Below are 26337 nucleotides of genomic sequence, written 5' to 3' on the forward strand. Positions count from 1 at the left end.
CATTTCAATATTAAAAACCTCTTGAACATCATGTTCAAGAGGTTTTGTTTAGTTATAGTCGATGTTTTAAGTTTGGAAAGATGCGTTTATCAGCATAAGCAATCAGGGTGCCTTGGAAAAATAAAGCGACCGCTGTCCCGATATTCACAGCAACGATTTGCTTGAAAATCAGACTGAGGATGAGAATGACTAGTACAGGAATCGAAAAGTTAGTCCACTGTGCCAGTTTGGCATTACCATTAAAGTATTTGAATCTCAAAATATTGGTCATCTCATCTCCAGGATGTAAGATGAGATTTAATCGTTGATAAATAGAGATGGCAATCGCGATGAAGCAAATACCAATGATGTCAAATACAATCTTAGTCACAAGTGAGAAATTGGCAAATCCTAGATTAAGAAAGAGTTGTTTAAATAAGCCAACGAATGGTCCAAAAAAACTGATGAAGATGATATTACCTAAAATTCTAGGTAGATCTATTGATCTGGTTAATAATATATTGAGAACTATTTGTGATGCACCATAAATAACCAATACCCAAGAAATTGAGAAATTAAAATCATAGGCAATATTGGCAGCAGATGCTGTCCACATACTAGAGCCCATATTGGTTGCAACTGTCAGGCCGTTACCGATAGCATTAATTAAAAGTGAGAGGGAAAAATAAAAAAAACTCTCATAAAGTGTTGGCTTTCTAAGCCCGAATTCTGTTTCTAACATGAGTCTATTATACTATACTGATGCTTTAAATAGTATCATTGTGTGTTGATATATGCTACAAATATAAGACAGTTAAGTGATAGATTGAATATGCGTAAGGTGCATCAATAAATGTTATATTCTCTTCTTAATTCTCTCATTTTAAAAAAGAATATGCTAAAATAAAAGAATGATTAATATTTTGGGAAATTTATTGTTATTGATTCGCTCTCATATCAGTATGTTTATTATTATTATAAACATTACTTTATCTTTGATTATTATTTTTCGAGAACGTAAAAGCACATCATCGACATGGTCGTGGTTATTTGTGGTGAATGTCTTACCAATTTTTGGCTTTATCTTATATATTTTAATTGGTCGTGGTATTTCTGATTACCGAATCTTTGAGTTGAAATCTCAGATCAGACATGGCTTTAAGCAAGAAATTAAACGTGCGAAAAAAGCCTATTCTCAAGATAAATTTTTAACTAAAATAACAGATAATCGTGTATTTGGTCAATTATTACATATGCTCTTTATTTCAGAAGATGCCTTGGTATCGATGAATACGGAAGTTAAATTATTTACAGATGGTCGAGAAAAATTTGATGCCTTAATTGATGATATTTCAAAAGCAAAACATCATATCCATGTAGAGTATTATATCTTTCGGATGGATAACTTAGGTAAGGAAGTCACAAATGCACTCATTGCTGCTCGGAAACGTGGTGTTGAGGTACGTGTCCTGATAGATGCTTGGGGCTCAAATAGAACAAAGCATCGTGACTTCAAAGCACTTATTGAAGCTGGCGGGGAAGTGGTCTATTTTTTCCCGCTCATCTTACCTTTAATTAACCCTCGGACCAATTATCGACTCCACCGTAAAATTGTTGTGATAGATGGTAAAATTGGGTATACAGGCGGATTTAATATCGGGGATGAATATGTCACAGTGACTAAAAAATTTGGATATTGGCGTGATAATCATCTGCGCGTGACGGGTGATGTTGTCTACTCGCTACAAAATCGATTTATCATGGATTGGAATAGTCAGCACCGCCACGATATCAGTGAATCAATTGCTTATTTTCCTGATAGTACAGGGTCTGGCAATCTAACAACCCAGTTTGTAACGAGTGGTCCAGACAGTAAGCGTGAACAGATTAAGATGACCTATCTCAAAATGATCAATGCTGCTGAAGATGAAATTCTTATTCAGACACCTTATTTTATTCCGGATGATGCCATATACGACGCTTTAAAATTGGCATTACTCAGTGGTGTTAAAGTTAAATTATTAATCCCCAATAAACCAGATCATCCTTTTGTTTATTGGGCAACTTATTTCTTCAGTGGTAGTTTGATTGATTATGGTGCTGAGATTTATACCTATGAGATAGGATTTGTACATGCCAAAACCATTATCATCGATGGCAAATTTGCCTCAGTAGGCTCTGCTAATTTTGATTATCGTAGTTTTATGCTAGATTTTGAAGGTAACATGGTAATTTACAGTCATGAAACAGCACAGCAGCTACATGGTAACTTCTTAGAGGATTTGACAGTCAGTCTGCAGTTAACAAAAGAGCGTTACGAACAACGTTCGGCCTGGATTCGATTTAAGGAAGGTGTGGCTAGATTAATTAGTCCTATGTTGTAAAATCCGAACAATAAAAGCTAATGTGCGCATAATAATAGTAAACATCTTGGTTCTTATGGCTAAGATGTTTTATAATAGTCTATGGAAGTTGTGATGAGCAGAGAAAGCTGAACATTTTTCTATCACAATAGCGAAGTTTATCAGCATTAACGATAAATTTGGTCGGTAGCTGCCAATACTAACCTAATTTGGAGAAAAAATGAACAATTTACCAGTTTTTGATTATGAAGATATTCAACTTGTCCCTAATAAATGTATCATCAATAGCAGAAGTGAAGCAGATACATCTGTTACATTAGGTGGGCATAGCTTTAAATTACCGGTTGTGCCTGCAAATATGCAGACAATCATCGATGAACCTATCGCAGAGTATTTAGCAAAAAATGGTTATTTTTATGTGATGCATCGCTTTGATGAAGCAGCACGATTACCTTTTATTAAAAAAATGCAAGAAAAAGGCTTGATTGCCTCTATATCAGTGGGCGTAAAAGCTTATGAATATGACTTTATTGACGAATTGAAAGCAGCACAAGCTGTACCAGAATTCATCACGATCGATATCGCACATGGTCACGCTGATAGTGTGATTCGCATGATCAAATACATTAAAGAAACAATCCCAGAAACATTTGTGATCGCTGGAAATGTCGGTACACCTGAGGGTGTTCGTGAGTTAGAAAATGCGGGCGCGGATGCAACAAAAGTAGGTATTGGTCCAGGTAAAGTTTGTATTACTAAAGTCAAAACTGGCTTTGGTACAGGCGGATGGCAACTGGCAGCACTACGTTGGTGTGCTAAAGCGGCAAGTAAGCCTATTATTGCTGATGGTGGTATCCGGACACATGGCGATATTGCTAAATCGATCCGTTTTGGTGCAACTTTTGTCATGATTGGGTCTTTATTTGCAGGCCATGAAGAAAGTCCAGGACAAACAGTGACTCAGGATGGTGAACTTTACAAAGAATATTTCGGTTCAGCATCTGAATATCAAAAAGGTGAAAAGAAAAATGTCGAAGGCAAGAAAATTCTTGTCAAACATAAAGGACACCTACAAGATACACTAACTGAGATGAACCAAGATTTGCAAAGTGCTATTTCCTATGCTGGAGGTCGGGATCTTGCGAGCTTAACGAAAGTTGATTATGTCATTGTTAAGAATTCTATCTGGAATGGTGACAGTATTTAAGCACCTAATAAAAAAATATATCTGTCAAGAAAAAAACTTGACAGGATATCAAACTATGCTATAATGATAATGTAAAGAAAAAAGAAAAGAGATTTATCATGGCTGTAAAAATTCGTTTAACTCGCATGGGTTCAAAGAAAAAACCTTTCTACCGTATTAATGTTGCTGATTCACGTGCACCACGTGATGGTCGTTTCATCGAAACTGTTGGCACATACAACCCATTAGTAACAACTGAAAACCAAGTAACTTTAAAAGAAGATCGTATTCTTGAATGGCTTGGAAATGGTGCACAACCTTCTGACACTGTAAAAAATATTTTGTCAAAAGCTGGCATCATGAAAAAATTCCACGAAGCAAAATACGCTTCAAAATAAGCAAATACTTAATTTGCGAAAGAAGCGACTCATTTTGGTCGCTTTTTTCATCGCTTCATAGTAGTAAAAAATGCCTTTGGGATTATCGTACCTACCTGTAACACTAAGTGATCACATCAAAAATTTTGTGAGATATCTTGGCTGGTTACTGATACTAAATGAAAAGAGAAAACAATGGATTTAGATGTACAAGAGCTAGTCTTAACGATTGTCAGACCATTAACGCTTGATCCTGACAGTGTCAAAATTGATGTTGTAGATGGTGAGGAATTTACTGAGTTTCACCTTCATGTAGCTGAACAGGATATGGGACGGGTAATTGGGAAACAAGGTAGAATTATACAAGCAATCAGAACACTTGTTTATTCTGTACCAGTTGCAGATAAAAGAATTCGCTTATTAGTGTATAAGTAATATTTAGCTGTGATGCTATCATACAAATAGAAGCCAAAAAAAGGACATCATTTTTTATGATGTCTTTTTTTGTGGTTAAAACGATTGGATTAAGGAGTAGCTGAAATTTATTTAGGCCAAGTAGCATCCTCTTAAACCAGCAGTTAGATCGCTTTCATCTTAGCGTTACTTTAGCTGTCCACGAACAAGGTAAGTATAATATATTTTGTCTGCTCTATCTAGGTACATTTCTCTGGTGTGTTCTGATAAAAAGAAGCCTTGCCACTTCATCATCCCGCGGTCCTGATAGTTTCTAATCTCTTCAAATTGACTGTAATCTCTATTAACATGACTCATTTTAGACCATCCAATCCACCCGCTGAGTGGCCACCAACTAATTTGCTACGCGTTATCGCTCTTGACCCACTCATTAATACGGTGGCCTTTTGTACGGATAAAAAACCGTATTGACGCCTTATATCGTCAACAACTTCTTGTACAGTATCTTGTTTTGTGTTTGTGTTATCATCTTCAAATAAAGAAATCAACTCAAACGTATCCTCACATAGACTACCAAAAGCAATGCCAAGTCGTCTGACAGCTCCTGTTTGGTATTTATCACGAAAAATAGATAATATAGCACGAATTAGCGCAGCAGTACTATTTGTCGCCTCAATGCTGAGTTGGGCATGAATCGCTGGTAAGGGGCTAGCAAATCCATACCCGACATATAAGCTAATACGTCTTGTTTTTTTCTTTTCACGTCGTAAGCGAGTAGCAACCTGCTCAACAAGCTCAGATAAGACAATCTCTATCTCTCTTTGAATCGTATAGTCTCTTGGTAAAGTCTGTGAGTTACTGATTGTATGGTGCTTTGGTTTGTATCTTTTAAAGACACTTGATTCATCTATGCCATTAGCATGACAAAAAAGTTGTACGCCCAATACTCCAAATTCTTTTTTTAAACTAGCAGGATGTGTATGTGCTAAGTCAAAAACAGAATAAATACCTAGTTGAGTTAACCGTTTTTCTGTCCGCTTATTGATCCCCCAAAAATCAGTTAGATTGGGGATTTTCCATACGGTAGTTGGGATTGTGTCATAGCACCACATCGCTCGCATATTTTTGCTATGTTTAGCTGCGTTATCCAGAGCTAACTTTGCGAGTAAAGGATTGCCAATGCTCATACCAATTGTCGCATAGATACCTGTCTGTTTATAAATGGCTTGTTGGATATCACGACTTAATAAATCTAATTTTTGTGCTGGTGTGAGTTGTGGATCGGGATAGAAGTAGGCAAGAGAAGAAGTTAAGTCTACAAATCCTTCATCGATAGAATACCAACAAATTTCATCTATTGCAGCAAAATCTTGAATAATATGCTGGATTTCCATATTTTTTTTGATATAAGCAGCCATCCTAGGCGGTGCGATGATCGTTCGTTTGGCCCAAGATTCTATAAATGCTATGTCACTTTTAGCTGGCTCTGGTGCTTTGTTTAACCAGTCTCTTACGACAGTTTGATAATAGCGTTCGTAGTTAAATTTTTTAGTTGCTAAATAAAACGGTAAATCACGACTTCGACTGACATTTTTTTTGCCAAATACGCGTTTAAAAGTGGGAGAACTTGCTAAAATTAAACCAGTCGAGTTGGCAGCATTACTCATGACACATAATGACGTTGTCAACGGATCAAGGCCACGTTCAATACACTCAATACTGGCATAAAAGGATTTCATATCAATAAAAGCAATCGCACGATGTTGTTCTTTACGATAATCAAAATCAGGTATAATCATCGGTTAGACCTACTTATCTTTCTTTTTCTATCGGTGTGAAGTTACCGATAATTTTGCCTATAATCCGTGGTGATTCGTCAAAAGGTGCAAATTTGTCCTTATATTTTGGATTTGCTGATACTAAACGTAGGCCAGTCGCTTCTTTATAGACGTGTTTGATATAAGTCTGACCATCCCATTCTATGGCGTAGACGGCACCATCATAGTCAAAAGTAGTATCACGTATTAGGGCAACAGACCCATTTTCAAATTCGGGTTCCATAGAATCACCAAACACCCATGAGGCAAAATCATAATCATATGCTTTATCAAAATAGACAGTGTCATATGAACCATCATCAAAATAACCAAAGCCACTACCTGCTGATAATTTTTCATAGACATGGTAGTGAAATAAGTCTCTGAGCTGTTGTGTATCGCTATGTTGTAGTTGCTCTTCTTGTTGTGTTTTTGTATATGATAATACGTTTTCTTGACGTGTAGTCGTTAGGTTGTCATAGATGCTAATCAGCTCACTCTTTTTATCCTCAGTTAATTCAGCAAGTGTGACATCAAATAATTGGGCTAATTTATGCAGCTTATCTGCTTTGGGCTTAGTTGTCCCTTTTTCCCAAAAGCCATATGCGGGTCTTGATACACCGATGTGTCTAGCGACATCTCCCTGACTAAGGCCTTTAGTTTGTCGTAATTGAATTAGTTTTTTATCGATACTCATCTGTTTGCCTTTCTACAAAAAAACTAGTGGTAAGTTTTTTACTTACCACTAGTTTAATATTTTTAATAGATTTGGTCAAGATATAATAGTTAAATTAGTTTATATTAATCTTTTTGTATGTATTTACTAACAATAAATGTATACAAAATAGAAGTACATATGATAATCTACTGTTTTTTATACGATTTATGAAACTGATTAGTATACGGTGTGTATAGCTTAACCTATAATAGATAAATATGTGAAAGATTGTTGGTTTACAGGAGATTGCTCTAGCCTTGTCGTGACATAGGTAGCATGTTCTTGAATGTAGAGCTCATTATTAGTATCGTCAGAAATACCAAATTTTGTCTGAATTAACTTATATAACTCATGATAGACTAGATGATCCAGAGAAGATGGCAGTGATAGTGATGTTCTGATTTGATTGTAGTTAGTTAATGGTGTGAAATCGTAAATTTCATCTAAAAAACGTAGTATATGATGAATCATAAAGCGATTGGCTTCATATTCTATGCGACTATTTTGACGGTAATTTGAAACAATTTTGGTATCGTCTCCATTTAGGAAGTGATAGGATTCATGTAACAGTGTGATAGCAGTCGCTAGGGTATCTAGTTGACTGTTGATAATAATAATGGGTGTATCCTGATAAATACCAAAAAATCCGTTGTTATCCAAAGGGGCGTATTTTATTTCAATCCCTAATGCATTGAGTTGTTTTGTGATTTGTCTGATCATGGCTTACCTATCTTTGAACATTTCTGTTAATATGTTACGAATCGTATCACGGTCTGTGCCTGTCATAGGCTTACCATTGAAAGCCTTGAATGAGTCAAGTGCAATATCAAGATCTTTATCTATGTTATGAGTACGCTTATTGTCAGTACGGCCTAAAAGATAGTCAGGTGAGACATCAAAAAACTCAGCAATCTCTTGTATCTTTTTAGGATGTCTTTTACCACTTTCCCATAATGCATAAGATTGTTGTGATATCCCTAAATGTTCTGCAACTTGTTTTTGAGTGAGGTTGCTCTCTAGCCTCAGATTTTTCAATTTTTCTGGTAACATATCCATTTCTCCTTAAAAAAATAGTTTTTTTATAATATCACTTGACTGAAAACAACAAAAGTTGTATACTTAACTTAACAACAAAAGTTGTGTTGATTGAATCAAAAGCACGCAAAAAAGTGAGCGGTTGTTTCAAAAAACATCTGGTGATCTTTGAAAATTAAATACTGAGTTATCGCTTAGCAAAACTCTCAATCTATTGTGTTTATAATAATGCCTAGACAGTATCATTATATCACGAAGACCAGAGATTATCAGTAATTAGTATGAAATTGTTGCACATTTTATACACTCCCAACAGTAAACAGTATGATTTGGTGAAAATAGTTCGAACTAACAATCTTATAGTGTGAGATGCTTAGACGTTTCAAGATAAAAATGTGTGCTGTAGCTGAACTTTAGTTAATTGTTTGCGAATACACGATTGATTAGTCCTGTCTATAAACGCGATGCTTATCATGAGTAATTTTGTTATACCTTAGGAATTAACTGATCAATTTAAAGCTTGTCTCTAAATGATAAGCGCTATATGTTACGTATAGTTAATAAATGCTCCCATTTCTCACATGGGTATAATTAAGACGATAGGAGCAGTGAATGGTTAATCACTTTCATTAGTAACTTAACTTGTCGGCTCAGCTGTCTAAATATTTCCTTGACATGAAACCTCCCCTTTTCCTGTTTGTTTTTGCACCATACTATGAGTGAATCAATCTTTCTGTTACGCTACTATCTGGCAAGTGACGAGGTATCTTAATTTTACATATTCCCCAATGTTTTGTATCTCAGCTTTTGTTGTCATAAGAAAACGACGCCTAAATATATCTAACTTGATTTTTGATTTCAAGTAGATAGTTTAGGTGTTTTTTGCTCATGACTGCAATCCATCATACATGGCATAGCGCCATGATATATGTTATAATATAAGAATGAATTATTACAAAGTAGGAACAATTGTTAACACACAGGGATTGCAAGGAGAAGTGCGCGTTCTTTCTGTGACGGATTTTGCTGATGAACGCTACAAAAAGAATGCCGAACTCGCACTATTTGATAAGCAAGATCAGTTTGTGAAAATTTTAAAAATAAAGACACATCGCAAACAAAAAAATTTAGATATTATAAAATTTGATGGTCTGTATAGTATTAATGATGTTGAAAAATATCGTGATTATTCACTAAAGATTGCAGCAGAGGATCGTGCTGAATTGGAGAGTGACGACGAGTTTTATTATGATGATATTATCGGCCTCACTGTAATTGAAGATGGTGTTGAGATTGGGAAAGTGAAAGAGATTTTGCAGCCTGGTGCAAATGATGTTTGGGTCATCAAACGCAAAGGTAAAAAAGATTTACTACTCCCTTTTATTGAGTCAGTTGTTTTATCAGTCGATATCGCAGGGAACTGTGTAACGGTTGAAGTTCCGCAAGGATTGGACGATTAACATGCAAATCGATATTTTAACGCTATTTCCTGAGATGTTTTCAAACTTAGAACATTCTATTGTTGGTAGAGCAAGAAAATCAGGAAAAATTGACATCAACTTTCATAACTTCAGAGACTTTGCGACTAATAATCAAAAACATGTTGATGATATGCCTTATGGTGGTGGGCAAGGGATGTTACTGATGCCACAACCTATTTTTGATACCTTAGATTCTTTTCCTCATGAAAATGCGCGTGTGTTGATGATGGATCCTGCAGGCCGAACGTTTGATCAAGCATTTGCAGAAGAGCTGGCATCTGAGGAACAACTTGTTTTTTTATGTGGACATTACGAAGGATTTGACGAGCGTATCAAGACATTAGTGACCGATGAGGTGTCTCTTGGGGATTATGTCTTGACGGGTGGAGAAGTTGCAGCGAGTGTCATGATTGATGCAACTGTGAGATTGATTCCAGATGTTTTAGGCAAAAAAGCGAGTCATGAAGATGATAGCTTTTCATCAGGGCTATTGGAGTATCCACAGTATACTCGACCAGAAAATTTTAGAGGCTTGAGCGTACCTGAGGTATTGATGAGTGGACACCATGAAAATATTCGCAAATGGCGACTAACTGAGAGCTTGGCGAAGACGCTACGGTTACGTCCAGATTTATTAGACACCTATGACTTCACTGAAGAAGTCTCGGATATCGTGAGACAGCTAAAACAGACGGATAAAGCAGAGCTATGAATATAAAAAATTACATTTGGGATTTTGATGGTACTTTGTTTGATACTTATCCAGTCATGCTCAGTGCGCTTAAACAAGCGATTACTAAACATGGTATACAGTATGATTGTGAGCTTGAAAGGTTTGTTAAAGAAAAATCAATTCGACAATTTGCTGATCAATATGGCACGCAAGCCTTTTTAGATGACTATCATCAAATAGAAACTGAGCTGCAACAGGCACCTACATATTATCCAGAAATTCCGATGATATTAAAAACGATTGTAAAACGTGGTGGGCAACATTTTGTTGTGAGTCACCGCGATGACAAGACTTATGCCTATCTGGGTGAGTTAAGACCTTTATTTACTGAAATCATCACAAGTGATCATCACTTTGCTCGCAAACCAAATCCTGAAAGCTTGTGCTATCTTATTGATAAATATCAGTTAGATCGTAATGAAACAGTTATGATTGGCGATAGACCATTAGATATTTTAGCTGGCCAACATGCAGGAATCAAAACAATTTTATTTGATGAAGCAGCTATCTTTTCAAAGCAACAGTTAAAAGCAGATGCTATCGTAACAACATGGGAGGATTTTAAAAATGAATATTGAACGTGAAAAAGAATTTGTACATCAATTCCACTACGATGCAAGAAATCTAGAATGGGAAGAAGAGAACGGGACACCTGAAACAGGCTTGAATGTTCACTTTCAATTAGTTGATCAAGCAGATAACGATACAGACACAGCGATTAATGCAATGCTGAGTTTTGTAATTGTACTTGAGGATCTAGTTATCTCAGGTAATATTGGACAACTTAGTATCATCCGTGGTCAAGTGATTGAAAATAAAGAACAACTGACTCAAGAAGATATGTCTGAATTAGCAACGCCATTATTTGATTTACTAAAACGTTTGACTTATGAAGTGACAGAAGTAGCGTTAGATCAACCTGGCATCAGTCTGGAATTTTAATAACTTATGAAAACTGCAATTATTACAGATAGCTCAGCATATTTGAGTGAAGAAATTAAGCAAAAAGAAACTGTATTTGTGCTTGATATTCCCATCACTATCGATGGGGAAACTTATATTGAAGGACAAAATATAACAGTTCCAGAGTTTTATCAAAAAATGGCAGCAACACAGGAATTACCTAAAACAAGCCAGCCTAGTATCCATGATTTGGCGACGTTACTACAAAAATTGTCAGATGAACACTACACACATGTGATTGGCTTGTTCTTATCGTCAGGGATTTCAGGTTTGTGGCAAAATATACAATATTTAAAAGATGAATTTCCGAACTTAACAATTGCTTTTCCTGATACTGTGATTACGTCAGCACCTTTAGGCTACATGGTTGAGGTAACTGCTAATATGATCAAAACAAATGCAACATTTGACTTTATCTTATCAGAGTTAGCAGAAATCATTGATAAAACAACGGCGTTTATCATCGTCAATGATTTGAATCATTTGGTAAAAGGAGGCCGCCTGTCTAATGGTGCGGCCATTCTTGGTAATCTTTTAAATATTAAACCAATTCTACGATTTGATGACTCTGGAAAAATCGTTGTCTACGAAAAGATTCGGACAAGTAAAAAAGCCTTTAAAAAGCTTTATAAAATTCTAGCAGATACAACAAAAACAGGGGATTACAAAGTATATGTGATTCATGCTAACGTACCTGAAACCGCACAAGAAGTTGCTAAGGAACTAACCGAAAAGGGATTTGATGTTTCTATTGCCACATTTGGTGCTGTGATTGGGACACATTTAGGGGAAGGGGCACTCGGATTTGGTATCAGTCCGAAGTTAAAATAAGATGATAAAAGTAATTATAGCAGGATTTAAAGGACGTATGGGATCAGCTGCAGTTAAGATGGTGCAAGAAGATGAGAGTCTTGAACTCGTCGCTTTAGTAGATCCTAAAACAAGTGAAACAGCAGTTGATGGGATACCAGTGTTTAACGATAAGTTATCACTCGTCGGGTTTGATGCTGATGTATGGGCTGATTTTACGATTCCAGCTGTGGCGTTTGAAAATACAAAGTTTGCTTTGGAAAATCATTTCTGTCCAGTTGTTGGGACAACTGGATTTACAGAATCACAGATCTCAGAACTTATATCGTTATCGCAAGTTAACAAAGTAGGTGGTTTGATTGCACCTAATTTCGCGATTGGTGCCATTTTATTAATGGAATTTGCACAAAAAGCTGCTCAATATTTTCCAGATGTAGAAATTATCGAGTTGCATCATGATAATAAACAAGATGCGCCTTCTGGTACAGCGATTAAAACAGCAGAGCTCATCAAAGAAAAACGTAGCTTTAAAAAACAAGGTGCTGCTGATGAAGTTGAAACAATGGCAGGTGCTAGAGGGGCTGAATTTGATGGCATGCGCATTCATTCAGTTCGCTTACCAGGACTTGTCGCACATCAAGAAGTTATTTTTGGTGCTAAAGGTGAGGGATTAACGATTCGCCATGATTCATATGACCGTGTGTCATTCATGGGTGGTGTCAATGTCGGGATAAAAAAAGTAGTTGAAATTGATACTTTAGTTTATGGATTAGACCATTTATTATGAAATTAGAGAAGATGCCGGCGGAGTTTGTAAAAGCTCTGCCGATTTTGGAAAAAATCAGAGTCTCAGGTTATCAAGCGTATTTTGTTGGTGGTAGCGTGCGAGACGTTTTATTAAACCGACAAATTCATGACGTTGATATCGCAACCAGCGCTTATCCAGCAGAAGTGAAACAAATATTTGAACATACGGTTGATATTGGTATTGAGCATGGGACAGTGCTTGTCTTAGCAGGTGATGATACGTATGAAATCACAACATTTAGAACAGAAGATGTCTATGTTGATTATAGAAGGCCTTCTCATGTGAGTTTTGTCAGAGAGTTGTCAGAGGATTTATTGCGACGTGATTTTACGATTAATGCGTTTGCACTTGCTAATGATGGCGAAATTATAGACTTATATGATGGCCTAACTGATTTAGATAAAAAGATTCTAAGAGCAGTAGGTCACCCTTCAGAACGCTTTAACGAAGATGCCTTAAGGATTATGCGCGGTGTAAGATTTATGGCGACCCTTAATTTTAGCTTAGAGTCAGAGACTTATGAAGCCATGAAAAGACAAGCTCATTTATTAGCAAAAATCTCTATTGAGCGTATTTTTATTGAGCTAGATAAGTTACTACAAGCTGATTATTGGCAAAAAGGATTTGATGCGCTATTAGCAATTGATGCGTCAGCATATTTACCAGGATTTTCAGATAAAAAAGCCCTTTTAAGTCTATTAACCTTACCAAAAAGATTTAAATTTACAAATAGTGTACAGGCGTGGGGATTTTTACTGCACCAGTTAGGCTATGTGGATGGTAAGTTTTTGATGAAAAAATGGAAAGTATCTCGTGAGTTTGCAACAGCTATCACACATTTCCTAAGTGCTTATCGGAAACGACAAGTCGCTGCATTTTCTCTAGAAGATCTCTATCAGCATCACTTATCTAGTTTACTTTTGGTAGAAAATCTGTTTGAGGCACAAGGCTTAGATACCGATTTTGAGCATATTGCAGTACTAGATAAGACATTACAAATCCGAGATAAAAAAGAGATTGTTGTATCAGCTGGTGAGATCATGAAACAATTCAGCATTAGTCCAGGGCCAGGCATTGGCAAACTCTTTCATGAGATAGAGATGGCTATTGTGATCGGAAAGTTACGCAATCATCCGGATGATATTTTTAATTATGTAAGAGAAAGTAGTGAATATGGCAGCAATGACTGATTTTCGAGTTGAAAATTTAAGCAAATCCGTTGGTGATAAGATGGTTTTTGCTAATCTTGATTTTATTATTCATCCTTTAGATCGTATTGGTTTAATTGGCGTTAATGGTACAGGTAAAACAACATTACTAGATGTGATTGCAAAAAAATCTGGATTTGATGGTGATAACTCACCATTTTTTGTACAAAATGATTTTAAGATTGAGTATCTGACGCAAGAGCCAGAGTTTGATGAGTCGCTATCGATTATGGATACTGTCTTATCAGATGATCTACCACAGATGAAAGCAATCAAACAGTATGAACAAGTGTTAATCGCGCTAACCCATGATCCTGAAAATCAAAAGTTACAGCATGATTTATCTGAAATCGAAGGGAAGATGACTGCGATAGATGCTTGGGAAGTTGAAAATCAAGTCAAGACTGTCCTCTCAAAACTAAAATTACCAGAGCTTAGTCTCCCAATCAAACAGCTATCAGGCGGACAAAAACGCCGTGTGCAATTGGCACAAGCCCTATTAAATCCTTCTGATTTATTGCTTTTAGACGAGCCGACCAACCATTTGGATGTCGATACGATTGCTTGGTTAGAAAATTATGTGACGAGTGCTAAGCAGACTGTTCTGTTTATTACGCATGATCGTTATTTTTTAGATACCATAGCGACACGTATCTTTGAGCTCGATGGTGGTAAATTATATGAGTATCAAGGTAATTACCAAGATTATCTAGCACAAAAAGCTGAGCGAGATGAGCAAGAGCAAGCACAACATCATAAAAATAAACAACTGTATAAGCAAGAGTTAGCTTGGATTCGCAAATCACCACAAGCACGTGCGACAAAACAGCAGGCAAGAATTGATCGTTTTGAAGCAATCAAAGATGATGTCAATCGTGTCACATCAACAGATAATCTTGCGATTAATGTTGCAACATCACGTATTGGTAAAAAGGTGATTAATTTTAGCCATGTCGATTTTGCTTTTACACCTGACAAGCCTATTTTAAAAGACTTTAATTTATTGATTCAAAATACAGACAGAATTGGTATTGTTGGGAATAACGGTGTTGGTAAATCTACCTTACTTAATTTAATTGATGGTGAATTGACACCAGACTCAGGTACTGTTGAGATTGGTGAGACGATTAAAGTTGGTTACTTTTCACAGCAAATTCGGGGATTAGATGACTCAAAACGCGTCATCAATTTTCTTCAAGAAGTCGCTGACAATAGTGTGACGGCATCAGGAGAATCAATCAGTATTGTTAATTTATTGGAGCAGTTTTTATTTCCACGTTCGACACACGGCACCTTAATTGCTAAACTATCTGGTGGTGAGAAGAAGCGTTTATATTTGCTAAAAATCTTATTAGAGCAGCCGAATGTTTTGCTATTAGATGAACCGACAAATGATTTAGACATTGCGACGTTAACTGTCTTAGAAAACTTTATTCAACACTATCCAGGTGTTGTCATTACGGTTAGTCATGACCGATATTTTCTAGATAAAGTCGTGAATAAATTATTGGTTTTTGATAAAGGATTAGTATCAGAGTTTCATACCAGTTATTCAGAGTATCTAGCTGATAAACTAAGTGAAGAAAAAGAAGAAAAAGTCGTCAAAAAAACACTCGAAACTGTGACTCCATCTTTGAAATCAAGCGAAAAAAAACGCATGACATATCTTGAGAAAAAAGAATGGGCAACACTTGAAGATGACATCAGTGAGTTGGAATCTGACATTGCTGATATTGAGCAAGAAATGCGTGAGCATGGCTCAGACTTTACAAAGTTAGGTGACTTGCAGGCAGAGCTTGATAGTAAAAATACGGCGTTATTAGCTAAATACGAACGCTATGACTACTTAGCAGAATTTTAACTGAGATACGAATGTTTTGACCAGTTTTTTTTGCTGTGGATGGTTGAGATATACCTAAAATGATATAGAAATGATAGTATAAAGACATGAGAAAAGCAGATAAACTTTTTATTGATAATATCAATGACATCTTAACAAATGGGGTTTGGAGTGAGCAAGCTAGACCTAAATATAAGGATGGTGTGACAGCCAATTCAAAATATATTACAGGAAGTTTTGCTGAATATGACCTAAGTAAAGGAGAGTTTCCAATTACAACTCTCCGGCCTATCGCCATCAAATCAGCAATTAAAGAATTACTATGGATTTATCAAGATCAAACAAGTGACTTAGCTGTCTTAGTGGATAAATATGGTGTGAATTATTGGAATGAATGGGAAGTTGCTGATACTGGTACGATAGGTGTACGCTATGGTGCCACAGTAAAAAAACATGATATCATTGGCAAACTATTAAGTGGACTTGAGAAAAATCCATGGAATCGTAGAAATATTATTAATCTGTGGCAGTATGACGATTTTGATGCTTCAGAAGGGCTACTACCGTGTGCGTTTCAGACGATGTTTGATGTAAGACGCGTAGATGGTATGATTTATTTAGACGCGACATTAACACAACGTAGTAATGATATGCTTGTAGCCCATCACATCAACGCCATGCAATATGTCGCACTACAGCTGATGATTGCGAAGCACTTTGGCTGGCAAGTTGGTAAATTCTTTTATTTCGTCAATAATTTACATATCTATGATAATCAGTTTGATAATGCTAATATCTTATTATCACGGACACCATCAGATAAGAATCCAGTTTTGAAACTAAATGTAGCTGATGGGACTAACTTTTTTGATATCAAAGATACAGATTTTGAGTTGGTTGATTATGAACCAGTTAAACCGCAACTGCGATTTGATCTAGCCATATGAGGCAACACTTGCTGATATAACGAGGTAAAATAAAACAGGTTTAAAATTAGGGATAGGATATAATGTTATGACAAATTATAGCACTGATATTCGGCTTGAAATGTTAAAACAAGCTAATACAAATGCGCACATTTTGATGGAGTCTTGTTTACTCGCAGGACAGATTTTAATGGCAAATGGATCTGAAATTTCACGTGCAGAAGATGTCATCTTACGAATGGGTTCAGCGGCCGGTATCAAAGACTTACAAGTATACATCTTGTTAAATGCAATTACGATTACTTTTCCAGAACAAGGCATGACACAAATGAGAGGTATTCCGCCTCGCATACAGACTATGGATATGGAGAAGATTGTGGCTGTTAATGATCTAACACGAAAATTTACAGCTCATAACATCACGATCGAAACATTCGCAGATCAACTGAGTAAAATTGATATGACGATTCCTAGATTTTCTCTCAAACTCCAAGTCGTCAGTGCTATGCTGATTGCTGTGAGTTTTATGATTATGTTGACTAGGAATACTGAACCGATTAATCTGTTTTTGACAGGAGTAACAAGTGGGTTAGCCTATGCGATCGCCTTTAAAATCCGAAATAAGTTTCATTTACGGTTTTTTGGTTTGTTTGTTGCTAGTTTATGCATGTCTTTGATGATGCTGATTTGCGCCAAACTATTAGCTCCGCCATTTAATCCGGACATTGTCATTATTGGTGCGATTATGCCATTTGTTCCTGGTGTCGCACTTACAAATGCTGTTCGAGAGATCATGGCTGGGAATTTTATTTCTGGACAAGGACGGATTATAGAAGCATTGTTGACAGCTGCTTCTGTAGGACTAGGGATTGTCCTACTTTCATTTTTTTATTAAGTGAAGGAGTTTTTATGATGCTTATCTTGCTACATTTGGTTGCACAGACAGTTCTAGCCTATATAGGTACATTAGCATTTGGGATTATTTTGAACATTCCTAGACGAACACTTAATCGGGCTGGTATAGTTGGTGGGGTTGCATGGTTAACTTATGAACTTGTGGTACTCATGACCCAGCATTTGCTAGATAAAAACTGGTGTATTATCTTGGGATCTTTTATCGCAACGATGATGATAGGGATGTTGAGTTTGACCATGAGTCGTGCACAAAAAGTACCCATGTTGATTTATCAAATTCCCGGTATTTTTCCCTTGGTCCCTGGAGGTCAAGCTTATCAAGTGGTCAGAAGTTTGGTTACTGGAGATCGTGTGACAGCGACAACGAATTTTGAGTTATTAGTGATTATTATAGGCGCGATTGCAGCTGGATTTTGGTCTGCTGAATTGCTCAATCTCTTAAGAGGTATGAATCGTTTGACTTAGGTCAACGATTTTTTTGTTATATCTTAAAACTATAACTAAACCTTGTTTTTATATATTTTACAACTATATCACGAGATGATAGAATAATGACATACTAATAAAGAAATAGAAGAGGCAATTTATGACAACATCAATAGTTGGTTATCCACGTATCGGCGCAAAACGAGAATTAAAATTTGCAATTGAGAAATTTTTCAAGAAAGAACTTAGTGAATCAGAATTACAAGAAGTTGCTAAAGCACAACGTGAACTAAATTGGCAAACCCAATTTAAAGCGGGTATTGATTATATCCCATCAAATGATTTTTCATTTTATGATACAACACTTGACACTGCATTTGCACTCAATATTGTACCTGAGCGTTATCAAGCATTAGGGATTTCACCACTTGAAAAATATTTTGCAGCAGCGCGTGGTCATCAGTCTCAAGCAGGTGATGTGAAAGCGTTAGCCATGAAAAAATGGTTTAATACGAACTACCACTATATGGTTCCTGAATTTGACGATGGTACTGAGCTAAAACTTGACCTTACAAAACTATTATCAGAATATCAAGAAGCTCTAGCACTTGGTATTGCAACAAAACCCGTGCTAATTGGTCCTTACACACTACTAAAATTAATCCGTTTTACAGGAAAAACAACAATTGATACAGTATTAACAGATTTTGTTGCGATTTATAGTGATATTTTTAAAGCATTAGCTGAAGAAAAAATTGAGTGGTTACAACTTGATGAACCAGCACTTGTCTTTGACTTAACTGATGCTGATATCACATTGTTCAAATCAATCTATACACCACTATTAGCTGGCAAACAGACTGTAAAAGTCTTATTACAAACTTATTTTGGTGATGTGAGAGATATTTATAGTGAGTTGATCAAGTTAGATGTAGATGGTATTGGTCTTGATTTTGTCGAAGGTCGTAAGACAGCTGAACTGGTCGAGACTTATGGGTTTCCTACTGATAAAAAATTATTTGCTGGTGTCGTAAATGGTAAAAATATTTGGCGAAATAATTATGAGAAAACACTTGATGTATTAGCTAAATTACCTGAAAAACCTTTAGTTATTTCATCATCTTGTAGCTTACAACATGTCCCTTATACAGTAAGTGCTGAAACGGATTTATCTGAAGATATCTTGAAACATTTTGCTTTTGCACAAGAGAAGTTACAAGAACTTAAAGATATCAACGATATTTATTACAAACGCGAGACTGATAGCTTGTCTGTTAATAAAGCCTTGTTTGCACAAGATCGATTTGAAGCAGATGCTACAGTGCAAGCTAAAGTAGCAGGTTTGACAGATCTTGATTTCACTAGAACACCAGAGTTTTCAGACCGTGAAACAATCCAAAAAGACGTGTTTAATCTACCTGTTTTACCTACGACAACTATCGGTTCTTTCCCTCAAACAGCAGATGTTCGTAAAAACCGGCTTAACTTTAAACGTGGAGACATCACAAAAGAAGCTTATGATCAATTTAATGAAGCAAAAACAAAAGAATGGATTGATTGGCAAGAAGCGGTTGGCTTTGATGTGCTTGTCCACGGAGAATTTGAACGAAATGACATGGTAGAGTATTTCGGTGAAAAATTATCTGGTTACGTGTTTACAAAATATGCCTGGGTACAATCTTATGGGACTCGTTGTGTTAAACCACCGATTGTATGGGGAGATATCGCACGCGTACAACAACTTTCAGTAGCTGATTCTTTCTATGCACAAAGTCTAACAGACAAACCCGTCAAAGGGATGCTAACAGGACCTGTGACGATCTTGAACTGGTCATTTCCTCGTGAAGACATCTCTCTTAGTGACTCAACGTTACAAATCGCTTTAGCGATTCAAGAAGAAGTCTTGGATTTAGAGAAAAATGGCATCAAAATTATTCAAATTGATGAAGCTGCATTACGCGAAAAACTCCCATTACGTCAAACTGATTGGAATAGCGAATACCTCGATTGGGCAATTCCTGCCTTTCGTCTAGTACATGCTAAAGTAGCGCCAACGACACAAATTCATACACATATGTGTTATTCTGAATTTACAGATATTATCCCTGCAATCGATGCGATGGACGCTGATGTCATTTCATTTGAAGCAAGCAGAAGTGATTTATCTATCTTGGATGCGTTACAAGAAAATGGCTTCAGAACACAAACAGGACCTGGTGTATACGACATTCACAGTCCACGTATTCCACCAGTTGAAGAAATTGAAGCTGTGATACAAAAAATATTGGCTAAAGTACCTGTCGAAAAAGTTTGGATTAATCCAGACTGTGGGTTAAAAACTAGGGGTGTAGCTGAAGTGAAAGCATCACTTGAAAATCTGGTTACTGCAACACAAGAAATCAGAAAAGGTCTTTAAAGACATAAAATAATGCATTAAAAACATACAAGTTGTGAACTGAGTAGTGTAATAGTTCTGACTGTATGTTTTTTCTATGAAATAAAGTAAAAAATCAAGTCATAGTTTGAATAAAGTACTATTTATTTAATATCCAACAGTCATTTCTAGTTTTTTTGATTTTTTAATGATATACTAAATTTATAGAATTATGAAAGAGAGAAACGGATGTCTGGAAAAATTCAATCAAATACCATTGAAGCACAAGGTGCAATTTCAGAATTAACAGGATTAACGGGAATTATGAACTTTAAAACCGTTGATTTTGGAGATAGTAATGTGCAAGCGATGCTTAACGGGAAACAAATAACTAATGAACTGATGAAAGATGTTTCAAAAATTACTTCTTGCGTCTTAACACAAGCTAATAAATTTCCTGAACTTGCACAACTTATTGAATTTCGTGATAGACAAGATGGGAAAGGCTGGCACTAATGCCTAAAATTGTAAGAGAAGACGATAATTTTTCGTCATTTATATGGAAAGATTTACCTCTAGAAGCCCTTGCTTTTGTTCACGAAAACTATTTTAGTGATGAAATGACCGTTGATGAGTACATAAAGATTTATTTTTTAAATAACATAAAATATTTTAAATATGAAGCAGACAGACTTTTTGAAGAGGCAAAAGAAAAAGCGATTTCTGAAGGTACTTTTCCTGAAATTCTGAATCAAGTTTGGACAAGACAAGTTATAAAAAAATCAGATACTACCTCTGAAAATGAACTTAAAACATTATTTAGTCCAAACAAGTCAAAAGATAAAAGCGTAGTTGAACGACGAATCATGACTCAAAAAATGCAGCAAATCGAAAATGAGTTGGAAGACCTCTCGCGTATGGGTCGGAATTTTGAAGAAAATAATTTAGCATTTATTAGTTCAACTCAAACACTTTTCAATACTTTAGATGAATTAGCAAGTCAGACTTCTCAACATGATCAAAATGAAGCTTATCAAGAACAAGCTATTTTTTATGAACTTAAACAAATGCTTTTATCCAGTATAAATCTACAAAATGACATGCTCAAAGAAAAATCACGCAAAATAAAAATAGAAAAGGAAGATATTTTTGAAAAAATTTATAAGGAAAGGAATAATTTGGTATGGTAATTTATGATAGGGGTGATTCAGACCTATTAATTCAGTCGCTCTCTGAAAACCTAAAAAGTGCAACAGCTATATTTGATAAAATAAACCAAGGTACGCAACATCTTAATTCGGTTATTGATTCTGGAGTATTATCTGGAGCTGCTTATCGAGTAGGACAAAGTCTTTTTCAAAGCTATATATCGCCAATGATTCAGAAATTGTCATCGGCTATTACTGATATTAGAAGAGATTTAGAAACTTATAAAAGATCCGAACAAGAAGTTCGGTATTTAAGTTCACATCTAGATGAGGTACAGCTGAATGAAAAACTAGTAAATACAAATCAGCTCATTTCTTTAATTGAACAAAAGATAGAAGAAGATAGAAAACTCATACAAAAATTTATGTCTAGTGGATTTGAAGGTGTAGCAAATGGACTTGCGGAACTGCCTGAACTTGACAGACAGTTAGATAATTTAAAACATCTCAAAAATGATTACGAAAAAAAATTGCAGGCACTTCAAACATTCTCGAGTACAACAACCTATCTATTTACAGATAGTCTACAAGCTTTTAAGTATGCTTTACAAGGCGTTGAACTTATCAATCAATCAAAAGCAAATAGTGATGGGATAATTTCTTTTCCTGCTGGTGCAGATATGTCTTGGTCTAAAAAGCTTCAAGCTGAAAAATTAAATTCAAGTCTTCCTACAGAAAATGAATTGATAAAAAAATACAAAAAAGATCCCGCTGCTATTGAAGCTATTAAAAAGTTTAGCTCTAGTATGTCTATCTCAATTAAAGAAGCAGAAAACCTTTATCTTCAATTTCAAAAAATAGGAAAAGATCAGCGTGAGTTAGATAAAATTAAAAAGAAGCTAAAAATCGAAAATACTCACTTAAGAAATATGCCTAAAGTTAAGAGAAACGATAAACTGAAAGATCTTACTGCCAAAAAAATAATTGGAAACTACGGTGCTATTGAGGTTTTTAAATTAACTTCAGAGGAATCCATTGCGAGCGGAAAGCATGATATAATATCAAATACTAAAGAGAAATTTGGGACTTCAGAATCCTTCAGCAAAGTTCGTATAGGGAATATTTGGGGAGGTTCATCAACTCTAGCATCTTGGTCTCCCCCAGATAATGATAATATTTTCAATAAAATATTATCATCCGTAAATTTAGGAAAGCAAAACTTTGGTTATTATAATGACTTTAAGCCACAAAATATAAATGTTGGAATCAGTGCTCAAGAGACACTTGCTGAAATAAATTTAAAACAATTCTCTTTAAAAATACCTTTTACAGGAACAAAAGTTACGATAGGGGGAAGTTTCTCACTTTCTGCTGGAGTATCTGCTCATCTAACAAGTTCAAAAAAAGATGGTTTTTCCGGAGGTATCAAATTAGGTGCGGGTCCAGGTGCAGGAATTAGTCTTAAAATAAAATAGGAGATTAACATGTTAACAAAAATTTTGAATTTCTATGTTAATATTTATCTTGGAGAGGACATTTTAAATAATAGAAAACGAGTTGAAGCTAAGAGGTTATGGTACTTAGTTTGGCATTTTGTATGCCTACTAATTATTTTGAGTGGTTTTTTTGAAATCTTTTTCATTGCGATAGCAAAGGTATTGGGGGTTGTAAAATGAAGTATATTTCTGCTGATAAATTTGAAAAGAAATTGTGGGTATTAGCATTTATCTATCTATTATTCTTTTTGGTTGTTGGATTTGTCTTTCAACTAATAGGGGATACACCAAATATTAAACATTACCCCGTATGGTGGAATGAATCAATGAACATCATGAAAATAATATTACTGTTCCTTATCTCATCTTTCGTAATTATGGTAATTATGCACGGAAGAAAAATTATGAAACAACGAAAGGAAAATAAATGAGTAGTGAAGAAAAAAAATTGAACTATTTGGCTTTAGGCAGTGTAATTTTACTTGAGGGTGGAGAAAAAAGGTTGATGATTATTGGACGAAAACAGATTTCAAGTGAATCGAAGAAAGAATTCGATTATGCTGGTGTTCTCTTTCCAGAAGGTTATCAATCTTCAGAAAACCTATATTTATTTAATCATGCGGATATTCAAAGTATTTTTCAATTAGGTTTGGTAGATAATGAAGAATTAGACTACCAATCTGTTCTTAGTGAATAAAAAAATTGAAAAGCACTAGCGTTATCGCTAGGTTTATATTGTGTGTTATGTGGTTTTATACGTAAAGGTAAAAATAGCAGTTTATCCTTCTATTTGGTTTGTATATCTCCAACCGTTAAACTCCACGGCTGTGCAAATATACGGTCAATTGTTCCCTTTCGCTGAGCATAGATTTTTCAGGTAACACCTTGCTTTATTGGGAATAAAAAATCCAAAATAAATAGTATCAAAACACAGCCACATCATCATGATGTGGCTGTGTTTTGATTTGTAATGACAACTATCATTAGCACGTTCTATTTCTTTTTAGTACTTTCAGAACTGCTACTTTCAACAGGAACAAGATCTGGATGTAGCTGTTGGAAAGTTTGTGTTTGCCAAAGTTGTTTAGTTGTCTTATCTCCATTTTGAGAGAAGATGGAGGTTGATTTACTTCCTAATTTATCTTCAATTGCTTCAGCTTTTTTAAGCCCTTTTGTATAATTGTAGTCGTTAGGATCGATTGCTTTTAAACCATCATCGGGCCAAAACCTTAGTAAATCACCTGATGTAATCGCATCAGATACTTTTAATTGCGCTTCTGATTGTTGATTAAATGCTGCGATTTGTTTTTTGGTATCAGGGTCAGGATTAGTAATCTCTTCTCCTGTAGCTGTTTTATATATTCTACCAGAAAAGTTAGTTAATGTTGAGGACACCCAGTTATCAGTTGTTCTCATATTCACAACGTTACGATGTTGGGGACTAAGCATATCTTGTCCAAGTTGTGGATATTTACTATTATCAATACCTAATAAGTGTAATAGAGTTGGTAAGTTATCGACCTCACCACCAAAAGTGTGGTTGACGTAGCCTTTGTCCATACCCGGTACAACAATCATATAAGGCACACGTTGCAACATTGCGTCATCATAAGACGACCAAGTCTCTTTATTTTTACCAAGGAGTGGTGCAAGCTGAGGATTTCTAGAGTTTGAGATACCATAGTGATCACCATAAAGTACAATGACTGAATTTTTATAGACATTTGATGCTTTGAGATAATCGAAAAACTCTTTCACTGCGCTATCCAGATAATTTGCAGTTGCAAAATAGCCGTTGATCGTATCATCACTTGTAGTGGCTAAAGGAAAACCAGATTCTGCCCCGTCGAATTTAACATAGGGATAGTGATTAGATACTGTAATAAATTTTGTATAAAAAGGTTGTTGCAGATGTTCTAAGTATTCAATAGAATCACCAAACATATACTTATCGTGTAACCCATATTGGAAAGAATTTGTTTTATCAACATTAAAGTAGGTTTGGTCAAAGAAGTAGTTGTACCCAAGACGTTTATAGGTTTCGTTTCTATTCCAGAATGACCCGACATTACCGTGGAAAACAGCAGATGTATACCCACCAACTTGTGAGAGGATGTTTGGTGCAGCTTGGAAGGTATTTTTACCCCCATTGCTGACAAAGAATGAGCCTTGATTCAGACCAAAAAATGAGTTTTCCATCAGAGTTTCAGCATCAGATGTTTTACCTGCTTTCACTTGGTGGAAGAAATTATCAAAAGCAAAGGTCTCTTTTGAGCTGAATAGAGAATTTAGAAAAGGTGTGACCTCATAGTCCTTTTCTTGTTTCGTATTAGGATCCAGTGCTTTTAATTTGTAGTTAATTAAAAATTGTTGGAAACTTTCAAGATGGATGTAAATCACGTTTCTACCTTTTGCGATACCAAAAGTATCTGGATTAGGTTTAGCATGATTTTCGGCAACATATTTTTGAACTAAAGCGACGTCAGCCGGTTTGGCTTCTTTACGGACTTGGTTTGTTTTATATGTATTAACACCATCATAAACAGAAAAAGGAATCAAGCCTAGATAACGTACGACATAGGTATTTGAAAACCCACGACTTAATAGTTCTGGTCTATCAATTTCAGCTAAGAAAAGATTGACTGTGAAAGCCAAAATAGATAGTGATGTGACCGCAAAAGCTGCACGCTTGCTAAAGCTACGTTGATCAAAGCGAATCACTTTTTTCCAAATTAATACACCGATAAAAACAAAATCTATGATGAAAAATAAATCAGTAAAGTTAAATAAATTGATGGCCGATTCACCTAAGCCGGCAGCTACTTTACTAGACGCTAGCATTGTGTTAATACTGATAAAATCGGTAAATTCCCCAAAATAGATAGAGTTAGAAAACAACCACAACGTTAATAATATATAGATTAAAAAAGATAAGCCATAATATAGTTTGGTATTTTTAACATATAGTGCAACACCAATTAATAGCAGTGTTGTAGATAAGGGATTCATAATCGCTAATAGGACTTGAAATCCATTATCAAAATCTAAATCAAACTTAAAAAAGTAAGCAAATAGGGTTTTAAACCAAAATAAGATCACTAGAAAAGCAGTAAACCCAAGTCGAGTTGATACGACGTTTGAAAATTTTTTTAACAAGTTAATCTGTTCCTTTATGATAGTAGTGTCAAGGGGCAAGTTAGTCAATAACAAGCCCAGATAACTACAGATTTTCTCTAAAATATCTTTCTTTATTTTACGCTATTTTAAGTTTTTTAGCAAACAATGACCATTTTACTTGTTAAAGCTGACACGAGACTAAA

The 26337-nt window shown here is 35.5% G+C and carries 27 protein-coding genes; 21 read left to right on the forward strand and 6 right to left on the reverse strand.

All coding sequences use genetic code 11. The annotated features are described in order from the left end of the window. Positions 1–52: 52 nt before the first annotated feature. Positions 53–721 (reverse strand): DUF6198 family protein, encoded by a 669-nt coding sequence (locus RU87_RS05690; protein WP_068162280.1) that lies wholly within the window; start codon positions 719–721, stop codon positions 53–55. A gap of 169 nt (positions 722–890) precedes the next feature. On the opposite strand from RU87_RS05690, the gene cls reads away from it, so the two are divergent. The 4 genes from cls (at position 891) to RU87_RS05710 (ending at position 4340) form a co-directional block, all read left to right on the forward strand. Beyond that, positions 891–2363: a cardiolipin synthase gene (cls, locus tag RU87_RS05695; protein ID WP_068162281.1), complete on the forward strand. Its 1473-nt coding sequence runs from the start codon at positions 891–893 to the stop codon at positions 2361–2363. A gap of 199 nt (positions 2364–2562) precedes the next feature. Beyond that, complete coding sequence (guaC, locus tag RU87_RS05700) at positions 2563–3549, forward strand: GMP reductase (protein WP_068162284.1); 987 nt, start codon at positions 2563–2565, stop codon at positions 3547–3549. Positions 3550–3647: 98 nt separating this feature from the next. Next, the gene (gene rpsP / locus RU87_RS05705; protein WP_068162289.1) at positions 3648–3926 is read left to right on the forward strand and encodes a 30S ribosomal protein S16; all 279 of its coding nucleotides are present in this window, start codon (positions 3648–3650) and stop codon (positions 3924–3926) included. Between the two features lie 174 nt (positions 3927–4100). Further along, positions 4101–4340 (forward strand): KH domain-containing protein, encoded by a 240-nt coding sequence (locus tag RU87_RS05710; protein WP_068162292.1) that lies wholly within the window; start codon positions 4101–4103, stop codon positions 4338–4340. A 332-nt stretch (positions 4341–4672) separates the two neighbouring features. On the opposite strand, the gene RU87_RS05715 is transcribed toward RU87_RS05710, so the two are convergent. The 4 genes from RU87_RS05715 to RU87_RS05730 all read right to left on the reverse strand — a co-directional run bounded on the left by RU87_RS05715 (position 4673) and on the right by RU87_RS05730 (position 7904). Beyond that, a complete protein-coding gene (locus tag RU87_RS05715) occupies positions 4673–6118 on the reverse strand; it encodes a Y-family DNA polymerase (RefSeq protein ID WP_068162296.1) in 1446 nt (481 codons plus the stop codon). A gap of 13 nt (positions 6119–6131) precedes the next feature. Continuing rightward, positions 6132–6833, reverse strand: a complete 702-nt coding sequence (locus RU87_RS05720) for an XRE family transcriptional regulator (RefSeq protein WP_068162299.1) — start codon at positions 6831–6833, stop codon at positions 6132–6134. Between the two features lie 219 nt (positions 6834–7052). Further along, positions 7053–7574 (reverse strand): ImmA/IrrE family metallo-endopeptidase, encoded by a 522-nt coding sequence (locus tag RU87_RS05725; RefSeq protein ID WP_068162302.1) that lies wholly within the window; start codon positions 7572–7574, stop codon positions 7053–7055. 3 nt (positions 7575–7577) lie between these two features. Beyond that, positions 7578–7904 carry a helix-turn-helix domain-containing protein gene (locus RU87_RS05730; protein WP_068162305.1) on the reverse strand — a complete coding sequence of 109 codons (327 nt, stop codon included), beginning with the start codon at positions 7902–7904 and terminating at the stop codon, positions 7578–7580. A 929-nt stretch (positions 7905–8833) separates the two neighbouring features. Here RU87_RS05730 and rimM point away from each other — a divergent pair. From rimM to RU87_RS05820, 17 genes are all read left to right on the forward strand, one after another. Then, positions 8834–9349: a ribosome maturation factor RimM gene (rimM, locus tag RU87_RS05735; RefSeq protein ID WP_068162309.1), complete on the forward strand. Its 516-nt coding sequence runs from the start codon at positions 8834–8836 to the stop codon at positions 9347–9349. A 1-nt stretch (position 9350) separates the two neighbouring features. Beyond that, positions 9351–10082, forward strand: coding sequence for a tRNA (guanosine(37)-N1)-methyltransferase TrmD (gene trmD / locus RU87_RS05740; protein ID WP_068162312.1), 732 nt, complete (start codon positions 9351–9353; stop codon positions 10080–10082). Continuing rightward, positions 10079–10681 carry an HAD-IA family hydrolase gene (locus RU87_RS05745; RefSeq protein WP_068162317.1) on the forward strand — a complete coding sequence of 201 codons (603 nt, stop codon included), beginning with the start codon at positions 10079–10081 and terminating at the stop codon, positions 10679–10681. The genes trmD and RU87_RS05745 overlap by 4 nt, the downstream gene beginning before the upstream one ends. Next, the gene (locus RU87_RS05750) at positions 10671–11045 is read left to right on the forward strand and encodes a DUF1149 family protein (RefSeq protein WP_068162319.1); all 375 of its coding nucleotides are present in this window, start codon (positions 10671–10673) and stop codon (positions 11043–11045) included. The genes RU87_RS05745 and RU87_RS05750 overlap by 11 nt, the downstream gene beginning before the upstream one ends. Positions 11046–11051: 6 nt before the next feature. Continuing rightward, on the forward strand, positions 11052–11897 hold the full coding sequence (locus RU87_RS05755) for a DegV family protein (RefSeq protein WP_068162322.1): 846 nt from the start codon (positions 11052–11054) through the stop codon (positions 11895–11897). Between the two features lies 1 nt (position 11898). Continuing rightward, complete coding sequence (dapB, locus tag RU87_RS05760) at positions 11899–12663, forward strand: 4-hydroxy-tetrahydrodipicolinate reductase (RefSeq protein ID WP_068162324.1); 765 nt, start codon at positions 11899–11901, stop codon at positions 12661–12663. Further along, on the forward strand, positions 12660–13874 hold the full coding sequence (locus RU87_RS05765; protein ID WP_068162329.1) for a CCA tRNA nucleotidyltransferase: 1215 nt from the start codon (positions 12660–12662) through the stop codon (positions 13872–13874). Before dapB ends, RU87_RS05765 begins: the two co-directional genes overlap by 4 nt. Continuing rightward, a complete protein-coding gene (locus RU87_RS05770) occupies positions 13867–15753 on the forward strand; it encodes an ABC-F family ATP-binding cassette domain-containing protein (protein ID WP_068162476.1) in 1887 nt (628 codons plus the stop codon). The genes RU87_RS05765 and RU87_RS05770 overlap by 8 nt, the downstream gene beginning before the upstream one ends. A gap of 86 nt (positions 15754–15839) precedes the next feature. Continuing rightward, positions 15840–16679 carry a thymidylate synthase gene (locus RU87_RS05775; RefSeq protein ID WP_068162333.1) on the forward strand — a complete coding sequence of 280 codons (840 nt, stop codon included), beginning with the start codon at positions 15840–15842 and terminating at the stop codon, positions 16677–16679. A gap of 67 nt (positions 16680–16746) precedes the next feature. Beyond that, positions 16747–17553, forward strand: coding sequence for a threonine/serine exporter family protein (locus RU87_RS05780; RefSeq protein ID WP_068162336.1), 807 nt, complete (start codon positions 16747–16749; stop codon positions 17551–17553). 14 nt (positions 17554–17567) lie between these two features. Next, positions 17568–18038, forward strand: a complete 471-nt coding sequence (locus tag RU87_RS05785; RefSeq protein ID WP_068162339.1) for a threonine/serine exporter family protein — start codon at positions 17568–17570, stop codon at positions 18036–18038. A 121-nt stretch (positions 18039–18159) separates the two neighbouring features. Further along, complete coding sequence (gene metE, locus RU87_RS05790) at positions 18160–20415, forward strand: 5-methyltetrahydropteroyltriglutamate--homocysteine S-methyltransferase (RefSeq protein WP_068162342.1); 2256 nt, start codon at positions 18160–18162, stop codon at positions 20413–20415. A 207-nt stretch (positions 20416–20622) separates the two neighbouring features. After that, positions 20623–20889 carry a hypothetical protein gene (locus RU87_RS05795; RefSeq protein WP_068162343.1) on the forward strand — a complete coding sequence of 89 codons (267 nt, stop codon included), beginning with the start codon at positions 20623–20625 and terminating at the stop codon, positions 20887–20889. Beyond that, positions 20889–21563 (forward strand): hypothetical protein, encoded by a 675-nt coding sequence (locus tag RU87_RS05800; RefSeq protein WP_068162347.1) that lies wholly within the window; start codon positions 20889–20891, stop codon positions 21561–21563. The genes RU87_RS05795 and RU87_RS05800 overlap by 1 nt, the downstream gene beginning before the upstream one ends. Beyond that, complete coding sequence (locus RU87_RS05805) at positions 21557–22996, forward strand: hypothetical protein (RefSeq protein ID WP_068162350.1); 1440 nt, start codon at positions 21557–21559, stop codon at positions 22994–22996. The genes RU87_RS05800 and RU87_RS05805 overlap by 7 nt, the downstream gene beginning before the upstream one ends. A 9-nt stretch (positions 22997–23005) precedes the next feature. Beyond that, on the forward strand, positions 23006–23197 hold the full coding sequence (locus RU87_RS05810; protein ID WP_068162353.1) for a hypothetical protein: 192 nt from the start codon (positions 23006–23008) through the stop codon (positions 23195–23197). A 247-nt stretch (positions 23198–23444) separates the two neighbouring features. Continuing rightward, a complete protein-coding gene (locus RU87_RS05820) occupies positions 23445–23714 on the forward strand; it encodes a DUF4176 domain-containing protein (RefSeq protein WP_068162362.1) in 270 nt (89 codons plus the stop codon). Positions 23715–24010: 296 nt separating this feature from the next. Here the strand turns inward: RU87_RS05820 and RU87_RS05825 are convergent, their stop codons facing one another. Next, positions 24011–26173: an LTA synthase family protein gene (locus tag RU87_RS05825; RefSeq protein WP_068162366.1), complete on the reverse strand. Its 2163-nt coding sequence runs from the start codon at positions 26171–26173 to the stop codon at positions 24011–24013. Between the last annotated feature and the right edge of the window lie 164 nt (positions 26174–26337).

It is taken from the genome of Pseudolactococcus plantarum (genome assembly GCF_002441715.1).
Lineage (GTDB): Bacteria > Bacillota > Bacilli > Lactobacillales > Streptococcaceae > Pseudolactococcus > Pseudolactococcus plantarum.

Coding starts and splice junctions, on each gene's coding strand:
- RU87_RS05720 (WP_068162299.1), bottom strand. CDS start 6,833: ATGAGTATCGATAAAAAACTAATTCAATTACGACAAACTAAAGGCCTT.
- RU87_RS05770 (WP_068162476.1), top strand. CDS start 13,867: ATGACTGATTTTCGAGTTGAAAATTTAAGCAAATCCGTTGGTGATAAG.
- RU87_RS05780 (WP_068162336.1), top strand. CDS start 16,747: ATGACAAATTATAGCACTGATATTCGGCTTGAAATGTTAAAACAAGCT.
- RU87_RS05710 (WP_068162292.1), top strand. CDS start 4,101: ATGGATTTAGATGTACAAGAGCTAGTCTTAACGATTGTCAGACCATTA.
- RU87_RS05800 (WP_068162347.1), top strand. CDS start 20,889: ATGCCTAAAATTGTAAGAGAAGACGATAATTTTTCGTCATTTATATGG.
- rpsP (WP_068162289.1), top strand. CDS start 3,648: ATGGCTGTAAAAATTCGTTTAACTCGCATGGGTTCAAAGAAAAAACCT.
- metE (WP_068162342.1), top strand. CDS start 18,160: ATGACAACATCAATAGTTGGTTATCCACGTATCGGCGCAAAACGAGAA.
- RU87_RS05745 (WP_068162317.1), top strand. CDS start 10,079: ATGAATATAAAAAATTACATTTGGGATTTTGATGGTACTTTGTTTGAT.
- RU87_RS05715 (WP_068162296.1), bottom strand. CDS start 6,118: ATGATTATACCTGATTTTGATTATCGTAAAGAACAACATCGTGCGATT.
- RU87_RS05750 (WP_068162319.1), top strand. CDS start 10,671: ATGAATATTGAACGTGAAAAAGAATTTGTACATCAATTCCACTACGAT.
- RU87_RS05795 (WP_068162343.1), top strand. CDS start 20,623: ATGTCTGGAAAAATTCAATCAAATACCATTGAAGCACAAGGTGCAATT.
- rimM (WP_068162309.1), top strand. CDS start 8,834: ATGAATTATTACAAAGTAGGAACAATTGTTAACACACAGGGATTGCAA.
- RU87_RS05820 (WP_068162362.1), top strand. CDS start 23,445: ATGAGTAGTGAAGAAAAAAAATTGAACTATTTGGCTTTAGGCAGTGTA.
- RU87_RS05690 (WP_068162280.1), bottom strand. CDS start 721: ATGTTAGAAACAGAATTCGGGCTTAGAAAGCCAACACTTTATGAGAGT.
- RU87_RS05725 (WP_068162302.1), bottom strand. CDS start 7,574: ATGATCAGACAAATCACAAAACAACTCAATGCATTAGGGATTGAAATA.
- dapB (WP_068162324.1), top strand. CDS start 11,899: ATGATAAAAGTAATTATAGCAGGATTTAAAGGACGTATGGGATCAGCT.
- RU87_RS05785 (WP_068162339.1), top strand. CDS start 17,568: ATGATGCTTATCTTGCTACATTTGGTTGCACAGACAGTTCTAGCCTAT.
- RU87_RS05805 (WP_068162350.1), top strand. CDS start 21,557: ATGGTAATTTATGATAGGGGTGATTCAGACCTATTAATTCAGTCGCTC.
- cls (WP_068162281.1), top strand. CDS start 891: ATGATTAATATTTTGGGAAATTTATTGTTATTGATTCGCTCTCATATC.
- guaC (WP_068162284.1), top strand. CDS start 2,563: ATGAACAATTTACCAGTTTTTGATTATGAAGATATTCAACTTGTCCCT.
- RU87_RS05810 (WP_068162353.1), top strand. CDS start 23,006: ATGTTAACAAAAATTTTGAATTTCTATGTTAATATTTATCTTGGAGAG.
- RU87_RS05775 (WP_068162333.1), top strand. CDS start 15,840: ATGAGAAAAGCAGATAAACTTTTTATTGATAATATCAATGACATCTTA.
- RU87_RS05730 (WP_068162305.1), bottom strand. CDS start 7,904: ATGTTACCAGAAAAATTGAAAAATCTGAGGCTAGAGAGCAACCTCACT.
- RU87_RS05755 (WP_068162322.1), top strand. CDS start 11,052: ATGAAAACTGCAATTATTACAGATAGCTCAGCATATTTGAGTGAAGAA.
- RU87_RS05765 (WP_068162329.1), top strand. CDS start 12,660: ATGAAATTAGAGAAGATGCCGGCGGAGTTTGTAAAAGCTCTGCCGATT.
- trmD (WP_068162312.1), top strand. CDS start 9,351: ATGCAAATCGATATTTTAACGCTATTTCCTGAGATGTTTTCAAACTTA.